Source organism: Roseomonas sp. HF4, assembly GCF_005222755.1.
Lineage (GTDB): Bacteria > Pseudomonadota > Alphaproteobacteria > Acetobacterales > Acetobacteraceae > Neoroseomonas.
Window position 1 is genome coordinate 58,542 of sequence record NZ_STGD01000018.1, and the last position, 13,640, is coordinate 72,181.

15 protein-coding genes are annotated in these 13,640 nt (G+C 73.1%); 10 read left to right on the forward strand and 5 right to left on the reverse strand.

Going from position 1 to position 13,640, the window contains the following annotated elements:
* Positions 1-3 precede the first annotated feature (3 nt).
* The 6 genes from E8M80_RS22115 (at position 4) to E8M80_RS22140 (ending at position 5,019) form a co-directional block, all read left to right on the forward strand.
* A complete protein-coding gene (locus E8M80_RS22115) occupies positions 4-1,161 on the forward strand; it encodes a dihydrodipicolinate synthase family protein (protein ID WP_137127942.1) in 1,158 nt (385 codons plus the stop codon).
* Positions 1,158-1,961, forward strand: coding sequence for a sugar phosphate isomerase/epimerase (locus tag E8M80_RS22120; protein WP_137127910.1), 804 nt, complete (start codon positions 1,158-1,160; stop codon positions 1,959-1,961). The genes E8M80_RS22115 and E8M80_RS22120 overlap by 4 nt, the downstream gene beginning before the upstream one ends.
* Positions 1,962-1,983: 22 nt before the next feature.
* On the forward strand, positions 1,984-2,952 hold the full coding sequence (locus E8M80_RS22125) for a tripartite tricarboxylate transporter substrate binding protein (protein ID WP_137127911.1): 969 nt from the start codon (positions 1,984-1,986) through the stop codon (positions 2,950-2,952).
* 122 nt (positions 2,953-3,074) lie between these two features.
* Entirely contained in the window at positions 3,075-4,028 is a 954-nt protein-coding gene (locus E8M80_RS22130; protein WP_170979571.1) for a tripartite tricarboxylate transporter substrate binding protein, read from the forward strand.
* Between the two features lie 5 nt (positions 4,029-4,033).
* Positions 4,034-4,633 (forward strand): hypothetical protein, encoded by a 600-nt coding sequence (locus E8M80_RS22135; RefSeq protein WP_137127913.1) that lies wholly within the window; start codon positions 4,034-4,036, stop codon positions 4,631-4,633.
* On the forward strand, positions 4,630-5,019 hold the full coding sequence (locus E8M80_RS22140; RefSeq protein WP_137127914.1) for a hypothetical protein: 390 nt from the start codon (positions 4,630-4,632) through the stop codon (positions 5,017-5,019). The genes E8M80_RS22135 and E8M80_RS22140 overlap by 4 nt, the downstream gene beginning before the upstream one ends.
* Positions 5,020-5,028: 9 nt before the next feature.
* Here E8M80_RS22140 and cmk read toward each other — a convergent pair whose 3' ends face one another.
* Both cmk and aroA read right to left on the reverse strand, forming a co-directional pair.
* Positions 5,029-5,673 (reverse strand): (d)CMP kinase, encoded by a 645-nt coding sequence (gene cmk / locus E8M80_RS22145; protein ID WP_137127915.1) that lies wholly within the window; start codon positions 5,671-5,673, stop codon positions 5,029-5,031.
* Positions 5,674-5,676: 3 nt separating this feature from the next.
* A complete protein-coding gene (gene aroA / locus E8M80_RS22150; protein ID WP_137127916.1) occupies positions 5,677-7,023 on the reverse strand; it encodes a 3-phosphoshikimate 1-carboxyvinyltransferase in 1,347 nt (448 codons plus the stop codon).
* A 113-nt stretch (positions 7,024-7,136) separates the two neighbouring features.
* Here aroA and E8M80_RS22155 point away from each other — a divergent pair, with 113 nt between their 5' ends.
* Together E8M80_RS22155 and E8M80_RS22160 are read left to right on the forward strand one after the other, a co-directional pair.
* Positions 7,137-7,463 (forward strand): TIGR02300 family protein, encoded by a 327-nt coding sequence (locus E8M80_RS22155; protein ID WP_137127917.1) that lies wholly within the window; start codon positions 7,137-7,139, stop codon positions 7,461-7,463.
* A 125-nt stretch (positions 7,464-7,588) separates the two neighbouring features.
* The gene (locus tag E8M80_RS22160; protein ID WP_137127918.1) at positions 7,589-8,311 is read left to right on the forward strand and encodes a superoxide dismutase; all 723 of its coding nucleotides are present in this window, start codon (positions 7,589-7,591) and stop codon (positions 8,309-8,311) included.
* 87 nt (positions 8,312-8,398) lie between these two features.
* Here E8M80_RS22160 and E8M80_RS22165 read toward each other — a convergent pair whose 3' ends face one another.
* Positions 8,399-8,866 (reverse strand): hypothetical protein, encoded by a 468-nt coding sequence (locus tag E8M80_RS22165; RefSeq protein WP_137127919.1) that lies wholly within the window; start codon positions 8,864-8,866, stop codon positions 8,399-8,401.
* Positions 8,867-9,097: 231 nt separating this feature from the next.
* On the opposite strand from E8M80_RS22165, the gene gshB reads away from it, so the two are divergent.
* Positions 9,098-10,051, forward strand: coding sequence for a glutathione synthase (gene gshB / locus E8M80_RS22170; RefSeq protein WP_137127920.1), 954 nt, complete (start codon positions 9,098-9,100; stop codon positions 10,049-10,051).
* Between the two features lie 151 nt (positions 10,052-10,202).
* On the opposite strand, the gene E8M80_RS22175 is transcribed toward gshB, so the two are convergent.
* Both E8M80_RS22175 and E8M80_RS22180 read right to left on the reverse strand, forming a co-directional pair.
* Positions 10,203-10,781, reverse strand: coding sequence for a nucleotide exchange factor GrpE (locus E8M80_RS22175; protein ID WP_137127921.1), 579 nt, complete (start codon positions 10,779-10,781; stop codon positions 10,203-10,205).
* Between the two features lie 156 nt (positions 10,782-10,937).
* Positions 10,938-11,687 carry an aspartate/glutamate racemase family protein gene (locus E8M80_RS22180; RefSeq protein ID WP_137127922.1) on the reverse strand — a complete coding sequence of 250 codons (750 nt, stop codon included), beginning with the start codon at positions 11,685-11,687 and terminating at the stop codon, positions 10,938-10,940.
* Between the two features lie 227 nt (positions 11,688-11,914).
* Here E8M80_RS22180 and E8M80_RS22185 point away from each other — a divergent pair, with 227 nt between their 5' ends.
* On the forward strand, positions 11,915-13,531 hold the full coding sequence (locus E8M80_RS22185; protein ID WP_137127923.1) for an ABC transporter substrate-binding protein: 1,617 nt from the start codon (positions 11,915-11,917) through the stop codon (positions 13,529-13,531).
* Positions 13,532-13,640 lie beyond the last annotated feature (109 nt).

A 13,640-nucleotide genomic window follows, 5' to 3' on the forward strand; every position in this document is an offset into this window, starting at 1 on the left:
CAGATGCCGGTGATCAACCTGCCTCATGGCAGCGCCATCGAACCCTTCACGACCAGCCCGCCCCGCGACTTCGCGCGCGCCACGCCGCCCTTCCCGCGCGTCGCACTCGCCGCGGCGCATGTCGTGGCGGACCCGCTGGCGGAACAGGACCCCTGGCTCGACGTGAAGATCGACTGGGACCGCACCATCGCCTTCCGCCGGCACCTCTGGTCGCTCGGCCTCGGCGTGGCGGAGGCGATGGACACGGCGCAGCGCGGCATGGGCCTCGACTGGACGGGCGCGCAGGAACTCATCCGCCGGTCGCTCGACGCCATGAAGGACGTGCCGGGCGCGGTCATGGCCTCCGGCGCCGGCACGGACCACCTGACGCCCGGCCCGGACGTGACCGTGGACGACGTGATCCGCGCCTATGAGGAACAATGCGCTGCCGTGGAAGCCATGGGCGGGCGCATCATCCTCATGGCGTCCCGCGCGCTGGCCAAGGCCGCGCGCAGCCCGGCCGACTACGAACGCGTCTACGCCCGCATCCTGTCCCAGGTGAAGCAGCCGGTCATCATCCACTGGCTGGGCGAGATGTTCGACCCCGCGCTCGAAGGCTACTGGGGCAATCACGACCACATGGCGGCAATGGAGACCGCGCTCGCCGTCATCCACGCGCATGCCGACAAGGTCGATGGCGTGAAGATCTCCCTGCTGGACGACAGGAAGGAGATCGCGATGCGCCGACGCCTGCCGAAGGGCGTGCGCATGTACACCGGCGACGACTTCAACTACGCGGAACTCATCGCCGGCGACGACCAGGGATATTCCGACGCGCTGCTCGGCATCTTCGATCCCATCGCCCCGGCGGTGGGCGGCGCGCTGGCGGCGCTGTCGCGCAACGACCTCTCGACCTTCCACGACATCCTGGCGCCGACGGTGCCGCTGAGCCGTCACATCTTCAGGGCGCCCACGCGCTTCTACAAGACGGGCGTCGTTTTCATGGCCTGGCTGAACGGGCACCAGGATCACTTCGTCATGGTCGGCGGGCAGCAATCGACGCGCTCCATCCGGCACTTCAGCGACCTCTTCCGCCTCGCCGACAAGGCGGGGCTGCTGCGGGACCCGGAGATGGCCGTGGCGCGGATGCGCGCGCTGCTCGCGCTGCACGGGGTCGCATGAAGCCCGCCGGCCCGCTGTCGCTGAACACCGTCACGGTGAAGCCGCTGACGCTCGCCCAGGCCATCGAGGCCTGCGCCCGCCACGGCATCCCCGGCATCTCCCCTTGGCGCGACGTTCTGCAGGCCATGGGCGTGGAGGCCGCCGCGAAGCACATCCGCGACGCCGGCCTCAAGGTCACGGGCCTGTGCCGCGGCGGCATGTTCACGGTCGGCAACCGCGCCGATGCGCTGGACGACAACCGCCGCGCCATCGCGGAAGCCCACGCGATCGGGGCCGATTGCCTGGTGATGGTCTGCGGCGGCCTGCCGCAGGGGTCGAAGGACCTGCCCGCGGCGCGCGGGATCGTGCGGGACGGCCTGCAGGCCATCCTGCCCGAAGCCCGCGCCGCCGGCGTGACCATCGCGCTCGAACCCCTGCACCCGATGACCTGCGCGGACCGATCGGTGCTGTCCACGCTCGGCCAGGCGCTCGACCTGTGCGACGAGCTCGGCGCCGGCACCGGCGTGGCCGTCGATGTCTACCATGTCTGGTGGGACCCCGACCTCGCGCGACAGATGGCGCGCGCGAAGGGGCGCATCGCCGGCTTCCACGTGTGCGACTGGAAGGTGCCGACCACCGACCTGGTCTTTGACCGCGGGCTGCCGGGCGAGGGCGTCATCGACATTCCCGCCATCCGCGCCATGGCCGAGGCGGCCGGCTGGGCCGGCGGCGTCGAGGTGGAGATCCTGTCCCACCACTGGTGGTCGCAGGACCCCGAGGCGGTCATCCGCGAGGTCAAGGCACGCCACGCCTTCTGCTGAAGAACGAACCGGGAGAACCGCCATGATACCGACACGCCGCGCCGTGCTTGCCGCCACCCTCCTTGCCCCCGGCCTCGCGCGCGCGCAGCCCTGGGCGCCGACGCGCCCGGTGCGCTTCGTCGTGCCCTTCCCGGCCGGCGGCGCGACCGACGTCGTGGCCCGCGTGCTGGGCGAACGCATGCAGGAAGCCCTCGGCCAGCCTGTGGTGGTCGAGAACCGCGCCGGCGCCGGCGGCAACATCGGCGTCGAGGCCGTGGTGCGCAGCCCGGCCGACGGCTCCACCATCCTGATGGGCACCACCGGCACGCTCACGGTGAACCCGCACCTCTATGCGACGCTTGGCTTCGATCCGCTGCGTGACCTCTCGCCCGTCTCGATGGCCTTCACGACCGACCACGTGCTGGTGGTGAACCCCGCCGTCGCCGCCAATACGGCGCAGGACTTCCTGGCGCTGGCCCGCGCGCAGCCGGGGCGGCTGTCCTACGGCTCGGCCGGCGCGGGGTCCTCCACGCACACGGTCGCGGAGCTGTTCAAGCTGGCTGCACAGGTGGACATCACCCACGTCCCCTATCGCGGCAGCGCGCCGGCGATGAACGACCTGGTCGCGGGCACCGTGCAGGCGATGCTCGACCAGCTGCCCTCCGCGATCGGGCAGATCCGCGGTGGGCGCGTGCGCGCGCTGGCAGTGACGGGCCCGCGGCGTTCCGCCCTGCTGCCCGACGTGCCGACCATGGCCGAGATCGGCCTGCCCGACGCGCAGGCGACCTCCTGGGGCGCCGTGATGGCGCCGGCCGGCCTGCCGGCGCCGGCGGTCGCGCGCTTCAATGCGGCGATCCGCGACGCGCTGGACCAGCAGGCGGTGAAGGCGCGGCTGGCCGCGGCGGGGGCCGAGGGCGCGTCCTCGAGCGCCGAGGAGCTCGGCGCCTTCCTGCGCGCCGAATCCGCGAAATGGGCACGGGTGGTGCGGGATGCGCGCATCACGGTGAACTGAAGCCGGGGGGGGAGCCCCTCCCGCCTCCGGCGCCAGGTGCCAAGGAAGGTTGGGGGGCGCGGGGGGAAGTGCCCTTCCCCCCCCCCTTCGCCGGGTGCAGCATCGCCGCGGAGGAAACCGCCATGCTCCGCCGCGCCGTCCTGGCCGCGGCGCTGCTCCCCGCGCCCGCGCTTCGCGCCCAGCAGCGTCCGCTCCGCATCATCACCCCCTTCGCCGCGGGCGGCGCCACGGATGCGCTGGCGCGGCTGGTCGGCGCGCGCGTCACCGCGCTGACCGGCCAGGCGGTGGTGGTGGAACCCAAGCCCGGCGCCGGTGGCGACATCGCCATGCAGGCCGGCGTCGCCGCCGAGCCCGATGGCCATACGCTGATCCTCGGCAGCGATTCTTCGCTGGTGCGCAACCCGATGCTGCGCCCCGCCATCCCCTACGACCCCGAGCGCGACTTCGCGCCGATCGCCCGCCTCGTGATCTCCTGGTACGCCTTCGCCGTGCATTCCAGCGTGCCGGCGCAGAGCCTCGCGGAGTTCGTCGCCTGGGCGCGCGCCCATCCCGGCCAGGTGAACTACGGATCGGCCGGCCCGGGCACGCTGGCGCATGTCATCGGCGCCATGATGGCCCAGGGGCTCGGGCTCGACATCCAGCACATCCCCTATCGCGGTGCGAACCCGGCGCTGCAGGACCTGGTGGCGGGGCGGCTGCAGTTCTACGCGGTCTCTGCCGGCGGACTGCTGGGGCTGCTGCGGGAACCCGCCGTGCGCGTCATCGCCGTGACCGGCGCCGCGCGGCGGCCGGAGCTGCCCGCGGTCGCGACCGTGGCCGAGGCAGGCTTCCCGCAGCTCGACCACAACGCCTTCTATTCGCTGGCGGCCTCCGCGCGCGTCGCGCCAGGCTTCGTGGACCAGACCGGCGCGCTGCTCGGCCGAATCATGGCCGAAGCCGACACGACGGCGCGCCTGCGCGCCCTCGGCTTCGACCCGGCCTTCCTGGGCCCGGTAGAATTCCGCGCCTTCCTGGCGGCGGAGCGCGTGCGCTGGCGCGACATCATCGCCCGCACCGGGCTGAGGCTGGAGGGTTGAGCGCCATGACGCTGCTGCGCTTCGAGGAATTCACCGCCCACCCCCGCCGCGCCGCCGCCCTGCAGGGACGGCTCGGTGAGGTCCCGGGCGGGCGGATGTTCGGCCTGTGGCGGGCGCAGATCGGTCCGTCGATGAACCTCGTCACGCGTGCCTCGCTCTGGCCGGGCGAACCGCCGCCAGCGCCGGAGGCCGCGGACCCGGACGTCGCCGCGCTGAGCACGCGCGTGCTGACCATCCTGACACGTGGTGAAACGCCGCCCGACCCCGCGCGCGGCGGGATCGTGACGCACCGCTGGTTCGTTCTGCCCGCCGATCGCGTGGCCGAGATGGTCGCCATCACGACCGAGGCCTGGACCGGCTTCGAGGGCGACACCGGTTCCGAGCCGCTCGGCCTCTGGCAGGACCGCGCCGAGGCCGGTCCGGCGCATGTGCTGCTGATGACCTGGTACCCCTCGCTCGCGTCCTGGGAGGGCAGCCGCTTCTGGCAGGCGGCGCCGGGCTCGGACCAGCAGGCGCAGCGGGCGACATGGGGCGCGCTGTTCGCCCGCCGGCGCGACATGCTGCTCGACACCTGGGTCACAGTGCACGGAGCGTCGTCGACATGACCGAAACCGAGGACGTCGCCGCCGCCCGCGCGGTCATGGACGGCTTCATGGGAGCCTTCAGCGCCGAGGATGCGGAAGCGATCCGCACCCGCTGGTACCACTTCCCGCATGTCCGCTTCCACAGCGGCCAGGTCACGATCTTCGAGAAGCCCGAGGATTTCCGCAGCCGCGTCTTCGAGCGGCTCGGGCAGTCGCGGGACTGGGCGCGCAGCGCGTGGGACTACGTTGAACTGGTCGACGCCGGCCCCGGCAAGGTGCATTTCCGCGTGCAGTTCAGCCGCTTCCGCGCCGATGGCAGCGTGATCGGATCGTACCGATCATTCTACATCGTGACCTTCAAGGACGGGCGCTGGGGCATCCAGGGCCGGTCCTCCTGGGCGGAATAGGCGCCGCCTTCAGCCCTTCGCCGCCAGCCTGTCCCGCACCACCGCCATCGCCGCCGCGAAGGCGGCCTCGGCGTCGAGCGCGGTGGTGTCGAGCGTCACGGCGTCCGCCGCCGGCCTGAGCGGCGCGATCGGCCGGTTCGCGTCCTGCGCGTCGCGGTCGCGGATCTCGGCCGCCACCTGCGCCGGGTCGGCGGCGACGCCGCGGCCGCGCAGCTCCAGGAAGCGGCGGCGGGCACGTTCCTCGACGCTCGCGGTCACGAACAGTTTCACCCGCGCTGCGGGAAAGACCACCGTGCCGATGTCGCGCCCGTCCAGCACCGCGCCGTGCTCGGCTCCGAAGCGCCGCTGGAAGTCCAGCAGCGCGGCGCGCACGGCCGGGATCGCGGCGACCGCGCTCGCCGCCATGTCGGCCATCGGCCCGCGCAAATCCGCCCGGTCGAGGTCGGCGGGCGCCAGCGCGCGCGCCGCCGCCTCGGCCGCCGTGGCGTCGCGCGGGTCGGCCCCGGCATCGAGCACGCGCCGTCCGACGGCGCGATACAGCAGCCCGGTGTCGAGATAGGGCAGCCCCAGCGCCTGCGCGAGCCGCCGCGCCAGCGTGCCCTTGCCCGCGGCCGCGGGCCCGTCCACGGCGATGACGACGCCGTTCGGCGCCATGGCTCAGGCCGGCCCGATCGCCGCGCCGCCGGCCACGCCGTTCATCAGCGCGGCGAAGCCGGGGAAGGAGGTCTCGATGAAGGCGGCGTCGTCCACCGCCACGGGGCGCTGCGCCGCAAGGCCCATGACCAGCGCGGCCATCGCGATGCGATGGTCCATGTGCGTCTCGACCGTGCCGCCGCCGGGAATGGCGCCGCCGGTGCCGTACACGACGAGGTCGTCGCCCTCGATCTCCGCGCGCACGCCGTTCGCGGCCAGCAGCGCGGCGGTGGCGGCCAGGCGGTCGCTTTCCTTCACCCGCAGTTCCGCCAGCCCGCGCATGCGCGTCGTGCCGCGCGCGGCGGCCGCGGCCACGGCCAGCACCGGGTATTCGTCGATCATCGACGGCGCCCGGCCGGGCGGCACCTCGACGCCCTGCAGCCCGGCATATTCGGCCACGATGTCGCCGACCGGCTCGCCGCCCGCCAGGCGCTCGTTCTCGACGCGGAGCACCGCGCCCATCTCGCGCAGCGTCGCGAGCAGGCCGGTGCGCAGCGGATTGAGCCCGACATTCTCGACCACCACGCGCGACCCCGGCACCAGCAGCGCTGCCACCACCGGGAAGGCCGCCGAGGACGGATCGCCCGGCACCAGCACCGGCGCCGCCGTCAGTTCCGGCTGGCCCTCCAGCGTGATCACGCGGCCCTGCGGCGTGTCCTGCACCGTCACGGTCGCGCCGAAATGGCGGAGCATGTTCTCGGTGTGGTCGCGCGTCGCCTCGCGCTCGATCACCTGGGTCGTACCGGGCGCGCAGAGGCCGGCCAGCAGGCAGGCGGACTTCACCTGCGCCGAGGCCACGGGCAGCACGTAGTCGATCGGCAGCGGATCGGCCGCGCCGCGCACGGCGAGCGGCAGGCGCCCGCCCTCCCGCGTCCAGAACTGCGCCCCGCTGGCCGAGAGGGGGTCCGTCACCCGCTTCATCGGGCGACGGCGCAGCGAGGCATCGCCGGTCATCACCGCGAAGATCGGGTGGCCGGAGATGAGCCCCAGCAGCAGCCGCGCCGCGGTGCCGGAATTGCCCATGTCCAGCACGTCGGCCGGCTCGACCAGCCCGCCCACGCCGCGCCCGGCGACGCGCCAGGCGCCCGGTCCGGTCTGCGTCACCTCCGCGCCCAGCGCGCGCATGGCGGCGGCGGTGCGGAGCACGTCCTCGCCTTCCAGCAGGCCCGTGATCTCGGTCGTGCCGACTGCGACCGCGCCAAACATCAGGGCGCGGTGGCTGATCGACTTGTCCCCCGGCACGCCGAGCCGGCCGGAGAGCGGGGATCGGGGGGCTTCGGCGCGGAGCGGGCGCGGTGCGGCATGGGTCATGGCAGGGCCGCGTTTGACATGTCCCGCCATCGCGTGGCAATGCGCCCGACCTTTTGCAGACGGCGCGCGGCCTTCCCGGCGGGCGGGCCGGTGCGCGAGACGGAAGTGACCCGATGGCAAAGCCCGAACTCGGCCTGAAGCGCAGCTGCGTCGCCTGCGGCACGCGCTTCTACGACCTGACGCGCGCCCCCGCGATCTGCCCCAAATGCGGCACCGAGCAGCCGGCCGAGCAGCCGCGCCTGCGCCGCGCCGTGCCCACGCCCGTGCCGGAGGAGAAGGTCAAGAAGCGCGCCGCCGCTCCGGAGCTGGAAGCCGAGGAGCTGGAGGTCGAGGACGTCGAGGGCGACGAGGCGATCGAGGACGCCGACGAGCTCGAGGACGACGCCGAGGCGATCGGCGAGGACATCGAGGTCTCGACCGACCGCGACGAGGAGAACTGAGGCGCCGCGCGGCCCCGGCCGCGCGCCTGGCTTCCCCCCTTGGCCGCCCCCCCCGGGCAGCAACGCCGTTGCGGGCCGGTCGCCGCGTGCCCATGCTCTCCCGCACTTGAAAGGGGAGTAACGTCATGACGACCCACCGCCGCTTCCTGCTGCTCGGCGCCGCCGGCCTTGCCGCCGCCGCCGCCCTGCCGCGCCGGCCTGCCTACGCCCAGGCGCCGGCCGGGCCGTTCAGCCTGCCGCCGCTGCCGTATGCGCCAGGCGCGAACGAACGCGCCATCGACGCCATGACCATGGAGATCCACCACGCCCGCCACCATGGCGGCCAGGTGGCGGGGCTCAACGCCGCCGTGCGCGAGCATACGGCGCTCGCGCAGATGCAGCTCGACGACCTGCTGCTGCGCCTCTCGCAGGTGCCCGACGCCGTGCGCACCGCCATCCGCAACAATGGCGGCGGCCACGCGAACCATTCCATGTTCTGGGAGATCATGGGCGGGCCGGGCGGCGAGCCGACCGGTGACCTCAAGGCCGCGATCGACCGCGACCTCGGCGGCATGGAGAAGTTCCGCACCGACTTCAACACGGCCGGGGCGCGGGTCTTCGGCTCGGGCTGGGTCTTCGTAAGCGTCACGCCGGCCGGCAACCTCGCCATCACCACCAAGCCCGGCCAGGACACGCCGCTGATGGATGGCGGGCGCGTGCTGATGGGCAACGACGTCTGGGAACACGCCTACTACCTGCGCTACCAGAACCGCCGCGCCGACTACCTGGCGGCGTGGTGGAACGTCCTGAACTGGGAGAAGATCGCCGCGCGCTACGAGGCGGCGCGGACCGGCACGCTGCGGATCTGACCCGAAGGTCGGGGCGCGGGTCCCGCCTCGCCCGCGCCCCTGCGCGCCACTGCCGGCCGCTGCCCGATCCGGCTGGCGGGAGGGCCGTCAGCCCAGCATCCAGCCGCGGCCGAACTCCAACCAGTCCCGGCTCAGCGCGTCCCAGTCGAAGGAGATGGGCGACGCGATCGCGATCTCCTCCGGCAGGCCGGCGGGCTCGGGTGCGGGCAGGCCGGCGGGCGCCGCCGGGTCGGGCTCCGGCCCCGGCGGCGGCAGGGCGGCGAGCGCCGCCTCGAACAGCGCGGCATCGGCGGCTGTGGCGGCATCGAGGCCGAGCTGTGCCGCCACTTCCTGGCGCAGCGCCGCGTCGGGGCCGGGCGGCGGGCCGGCCAAGGCAGCGAAGATGGCGTCGAGCGCGACGGCGGTGGGGAAGGCGTCCTTCGGCACCAGGGCGACGGGCGGCGCGGCGTCGGCGGGCGGGGCCGGCGACTCGGCCGTCGGCGCGCCGTCGAACAGCACCTCCTCGGGCAGCACAACGTCGTCCAGCAGGAACAGGGCGGGCAGGGACAGGAGCATGGCGCGTCTCGACGGATCGGGAGGGCGCGGCATCCTGCCGCCTCGGCCCCGGGGGGCCTTAAGGATGTCGAAACCTATGCCACATCCGGGTCAGCACTTAACCAGAAATCGCAACGCATTAATTCAAAACAACCCTGGGTGGTAAAGGCTCCCCCCCTGGCAGAACCAGGCGCCAGATGGCACGAGAGAGCCAAGCGGTCCGCCCCGGACCAGGTTCAGGGATTCCAGCCCATGCCCCGCAGCCTCCGCGTCGCGGTCCAGATGGACCCGATCGAGACGATCAACATCGATGCCGACAGCACCTTCGCGCTGATGCTGGAAGCGCAGGCGCGCGGCCATGCGCTCTGGCACTACCACGTGCGGGACCTGGCGCTGCGCGGCGGGCGCGTCACCGCCTGGGCGCGGCCGGTCGAGGTGCGCCGCGCGCACGGCAACCACTTCACCTTCGGGGCTGAGGAGGAACTCGACCTCGGCTCAGGCGCCGATGTCGTGCTGATGCGCCAGGACCCGCCCTTCGACATGGGCTACATCACGGCGACCCACATCCTCGAGCACATCCACCCGAAGACGCTGGTGGTGAACGACCCGGCCAGCGTGCGCAACGCGCCGGAGAAGCTGTTCGTCACGCATTTCCCCGACCTCATGCCGGTCACGATGGTCACCGCCGACCGCAGGCGCATCGCCGATTTCAGGCGCGAGCACGGCGACATCATCATCAAACCGCTGTTCGGCAACGGCGGCGCCGGCGTCTTCCACCTGCGCCCGGACGATCCGAACATGAACGCGCTCGTCGAGATGTTCACCGAACGGTCGCGCGAGCCGCTGGTCATCCAGAAATACGTCCCCGCCGTGCGGGAAGGCGACAAGCGCATCATCCTGGTGGACGGCGTCGCGATGGGCGCCATCAACCGCGTGCCGGCGGCCGGCGAGGCGCGGTCCAACATGCATGTCGGCGGCAAGGCGGTGCAGACGACCATGACCGAGCGCGAGCGCGAGATCTGCGCGGCCATCGGGCCGGAACTGAAGGCACGCGGCATGATCTTCGTCGGCATCGACGTGATCGGCGGCTACCTGACGGAGATCAACGTCACCAGCCCGACTGGCCTGCAGGAGATCGCGCGCTTCGACGGCGTCTACCTCGAACGCGCGATCTGGGATGCGATCGAGGGGAAGGTCGGCGCGTAGCGTTGCGTGACGGGCGGGGGGAGAAGGGACTTTCTCCCCCCAACCCCCCCCCTCAACCTTCTCTGGGACTTGGCGCCGCACCTTTCAGGACCGGCGCCAAGTCCCAGAGAAGGGAGGGGGGCTCGGGGGAGGTTCTCCTCCCCCGACCTGATCAGCCCGCGGCGGGCCGCCCCGCTACCACGACCATCGCCGGCTTCAGCAGCCGCCCGTTCAGCGTCCAGGCGCGCGTCCAGCAGGCGACGACCGTGCCCGGCGCGACGCCCTCGGGTGCCGGTTGCTCGGCCATGGCCTGGTGCAGGTCGGGGTCGAAGGGCTTGCCCGTCGGGGTGTCCGCGCGCACGCCGTTGCGCTCCAGGATGCCGAGGAAGGAGCGTTCGACGCCTTCGATCCCGTCGCGGATCTTCTGCAGCACGTCGGGCTCGCCCTCCTGCTTCGACGGCAGGGCCTCGATGCCGCGGCGGAGGTTCTCGGCCGCCTCGACCACGTCCTGCGCGAATTTCTGGGTGGCGTAGGCGCGTGCCTCCTGCACCTCCCGCGTCGTGCGGGTGCGCAGGTTCTGCATCTCCGCCTCGGCGCGCAGCCACTTGTCCTTGAAGGACGCGGCCTCGGCCTCGAGGGCAGCGATGCGTTCCTCGGGCGTCGGCTCGGGCGCCGGCGCGGCGGCGGCCTCGGTGTCGGCGGGCGTCTCGGGGGCGGCGCCCTCGGGTGGGGTGTCCTGCTTCTCGCTCATCTCTCGGGATCGCGTCTCATGTCGCGTGGGGCGGCCGGGGGGCCGCGCGGTGGGTTTCACCTAGAGCAATCCGTGCCCGGTGGGAAGCACAGGCGGCCGGGCACCCTTTGGCAAAGTGTTGATTCTAGAACGGTTTACCCAAGACCCGAGCGGGACTCAGCCGCCACCGGCCGCCAGCAGCCGTGCGAGCGCGGGGGAAAGCCCGGCCTGCGGCGCCTGCACGATGTGCGGCCCGGCCGCTCCCTGCGGCGCGAGTGCCGCGGCCAGCGCGCAGTCGAGACTGTCCAGCACCGGCACCGCCACGCGCGGCGCCAGGCGCGGCGCGATCCCGGCCAGCCCCGCGCCGCCCAGCACCACCACGCCGGCGCCCGCCGCCGTGGCCTCGTTGGCCGCCTCGGCCAGCAGCGCGAGCGCGCCGTCAGGGTCGCGCGCGATCATGTCCCCGGTGGGCGCCACGCCGCGCACGAGCACGCGGTCCGGCCCGTGGCCGCGAACCAGGGCGAAGTCCTGCAGCATCGGCACCCAGGCGGCGCCGCCGGTCAGCAGCGCGATGCGGGGCGCCAGCGCCAGCGCCGCCGCGATCGAGGCCTCCGCCATGCCGACCACCGGGATGGGCAGCACCTCGCGCGCCGCCTCGATGCCCGGTTCGCCGAAGCAGGCGATCAGCGCGGCGTCGAAGCCCCGCGGGTTGTCCGGCCCGACCTGCTCGGCCAGCGCCGCCAGCACGGCATGGCCCGCGACCGCGACGGCGGCACGCGTCGCGATGTAGCGGGCGCCGAAGGGCGCGGTGGCCGGCACCACCTCGGCCCGCGGCAGGCCGAGGCGCGGGATCGCCTCTGCCGCCCGGGCGGCGAGCAGGTCCGTGATGGCGGAATCGGTATTGCCGTTCAGCAGGAGAATGCGCATGCGCCCCGATCAGCACGGCGCCGCGCCGGCGGCAATACCGCCCCATGCATGGGCATATGCCGACATCCTAGGCAGCGCGCGGGCATTCCGTGCAGGATGAAGGCGGGGTCGGGGATGGCATGACCCTTGCTGCCATGGAGCGGGGTCGGCCGCATCGCGGCGGGACAGCCATGGGCGAGGAGACATCCCGCCGGCCCCGGGGACACCGCCACCGGAGGATCTGGGCCATGGGCCTGCGACGTTACCTGCTCACGGCCTGCCTGGCGGCCCTGCCGCTGATGGCGGCCCAGCCTGCCGCCGCGCAGGGCACCATCCGCATCGGCATGACCGCGGCCGACATCCCGCTGACCAACGGCCAGCCGGACCAGGGCTTCGAGGGGAACCGCTTCACCGGCATCCCGATCTTCGACAGCCTGACGATGTGGGATCTCTCCTCCGCCGAGCGGCCCTCGACGATCCTGCCCGGGCTTGCGACCGAGTGGCGGGTCGACGCCAACGACCGCACGCGCTGGATCTTCACCCTGCGCCGCGGCGTGCGCTTCCACGACGGGTCGGAGTTCAACGCCGACGCCGTGGTCTGGAACGTCCGCAAGGTCCTGGACCGCGAGGCGCCGCATTTCGACCCGCGCCAGGTCGGCGTGACGGCGACGCGCATGCCGACGCTGCGCCGCGCCGAGAAGATCGACGACTACACCGTCGCGCTCATCACCGCGCAGCCCGACAGCCTGCTGCCGATCAACCTGACCAACCTGTTCATGGCGTCCCCCGCGCAGTGGGACCGGCTGCGCGCCGCGGCACCCGACGCGCAGGGCGCGTGGAACGCCTTCGCGCGCGAGCCTTCCGGCACCGGCCCCTTCCGCCTGGCGCGGCTGGTGCCGCGCGAACGCGCCGAGCTCGTGCGCAACGACGCCTATTGGGGGGAGAAGGCGCGCGCCGAGCGCATCGTGCTGCTGCCGATCCCCGAGGCGAATGCCCGCACGGCTGCGCTGCTGTCGAACCAGGTCGACTGGATCGAGGCGCCGGCGCCCGACGCCATCCCGCAGCTTCGCTCGCGCGGGATGACCATCACGTCCAACGCGCAGCCGCATGTCTGGCCGTGGCAGCCCTGCTTCGCGGAAGGCTCGCCGCTGCGCGACGTGCGGGTGCGCCGCGCCATCAACCTCGCGATCGACCGCGAGGGGCTGCGCACCCTGCTCGGCGGCATGATGGCGGTGCCCGTCGGCACGGTGCCGCAGGGGCACCCGTGGTGGGGCAACCCGTCCTTCGCCATCCGCACCGACAAGGCCGAGGCGCGGCGCCTGCTGGCCGAGGCCGGCTACACCGCGCAGCGGCCGCTGACGCTCAAGGTGCAGATTTCGGCCTCGGGCTCGGGGCAGATGCAGCCGCTGCCGATGAATGAATACGTGCAGCAGCAGCTGCGCGAGGTCGGCGTGAACGTCGAGTTCGACGTGATCGAGTGGAACGCGCTGTTCACCAACTGGCGCAACGGGTGCCAGCACGCCTCGGCGCGCGGGGTGCACGCGATCAACGTCTCCTTCGCCGCCATGGACCCCTTCTTCGCGATGGTGCGCTTCTGGGACAGCCGGATGGCGCCGCCCGTTTCGAACAACTGGGGCCATTTCAGCGACCCGCGCTTCGACGCCATGATCGCCGAGGCCCGCAACGCCTTCGAGCCGGCGGCGCGCGACGCGGCCCTGGCGCGGCTGCACGCGGCGGGCGTGGACGAGGCGCTGTTCATCTGGATCGCGCATGACGTGGCGCCGCGGGCGATGTCGCCGCGCGTGCGCGGCTACGTGCAGCCGCAATCGTGGTTCGTCGACCTGCGGCTGCCGTACATCCAGTGACCCGTTCCCCGCGACGCTTTCGCCGTGCTGCGCTTCGCGAAGCCGTCGCGGGGATCCCGATGGGCCCCGGTCCCGTGCCGTCGCGGCCGGGTTCCGGCGGCGTGCCGAG

Excerpts from the sequence above, each read along its gene's own strand:
- E8M80_RS22125 (WP_137127911.1), top strand. The coding sequence starts at position 1,984 with ATGATACCGACACGCCGCGCCGTGCTTGCCGCCACCCTCCTTGCCCCC.
- E8M80_RS22135 (WP_137127913.1), top strand. The coding sequence starts at position 4,034 with ATGACGCTGCTGCGCTTCGAGGAATTCACCGCCCACCCCCGCCGCGCC.
- E8M80_RS22160 (WP_137127918.1), top strand. The coding sequence starts at position 7,589 with ATGACGACCCACCGCCGCTTCCTGCTGCTCGGCGCCGCCGGCCTTGCC.
- E8M80_RS22175 (WP_137127921.1), bottom strand. The coding sequence starts at position 10,781 with ATGAGCGAGAAGCAGGACACCCCACCCGAGGGCGCCGCCCCCGAGACG.
- E8M80_RS22180 (WP_137127922.1), bottom strand. The coding sequence starts at position 11,687 with ATGCGCATTCTCCTGCTGAACGGCAATACCGATTCCGCCATCACGGAC.
- E8M80_RS22120 (WP_137127910.1), top strand. The coding sequence starts at position 1,158 with ATGAAGCCCGCCGGCCCGCTGTCGCTGAACACCGTCACGGTGAAGCCG.
- aroA (WP_137127916.1), bottom strand. The coding sequence starts at position 7,023 with ATGACCCATGCCGCACCGCGCCCGCTCCGCGCCGAAGCCCCCCGATCC.
- E8M80_RS22130 (WP_170979571.1), top strand. The coding sequence starts at position 3,075 with ATGCTCCGCCGCGCCGTCCTGGCCGCGGCGCTGCTCCCCGCGCCCGCG.
- E8M80_RS22115 (WP_137127942.1), top strand. The coding sequence starts at position 4 with ATGCCGGTGATCAACCTGCCTCATGGCAGCGCCATCGAACCCTTCACG.
- E8M80_RS22140 (WP_137127914.1), top strand. The coding sequence starts at position 4,630 with ATGACCGAAACCGAGGACGTCGCCGCCGCCCGCGCGGTCATGGACGGC.
- cmk (WP_137127915.1), bottom strand. The coding sequence starts at position 5,673 with ATGGCGCCGAACGGCGTCGTCATCGCCGTGGACGGGCCCGCGGCCGCG.
- E8M80_RS22165 (WP_137127919.1), bottom strand. The coding sequence starts at position 8,866 with ATGCTCCTGTCCCTGCCCGCCCTGTTCCTGCTGGACGACGTTGTGCTG.
- gshB (WP_137127920.1), top strand. The coding sequence starts at position 9,098 with ATGCCCCGCAGCCTCCGCGTCGCGGTCCAGATGGACCCGATCGAGACG.
- E8M80_RS22185 (WP_137127923.1), top strand. The coding sequence starts at position 11,915 with ATGGGCCTGCGACGTTACCTGCTCACGGCCTGCCTGGCGGCCCTGCCG.
- E8M80_RS22155 (WP_137127917.1), top strand. The coding sequence starts at position 7,137 with ATGGCAAAGCCCGAACTCGGCCTGAAGCGCAGCTGCGTCGCCTGCGGC.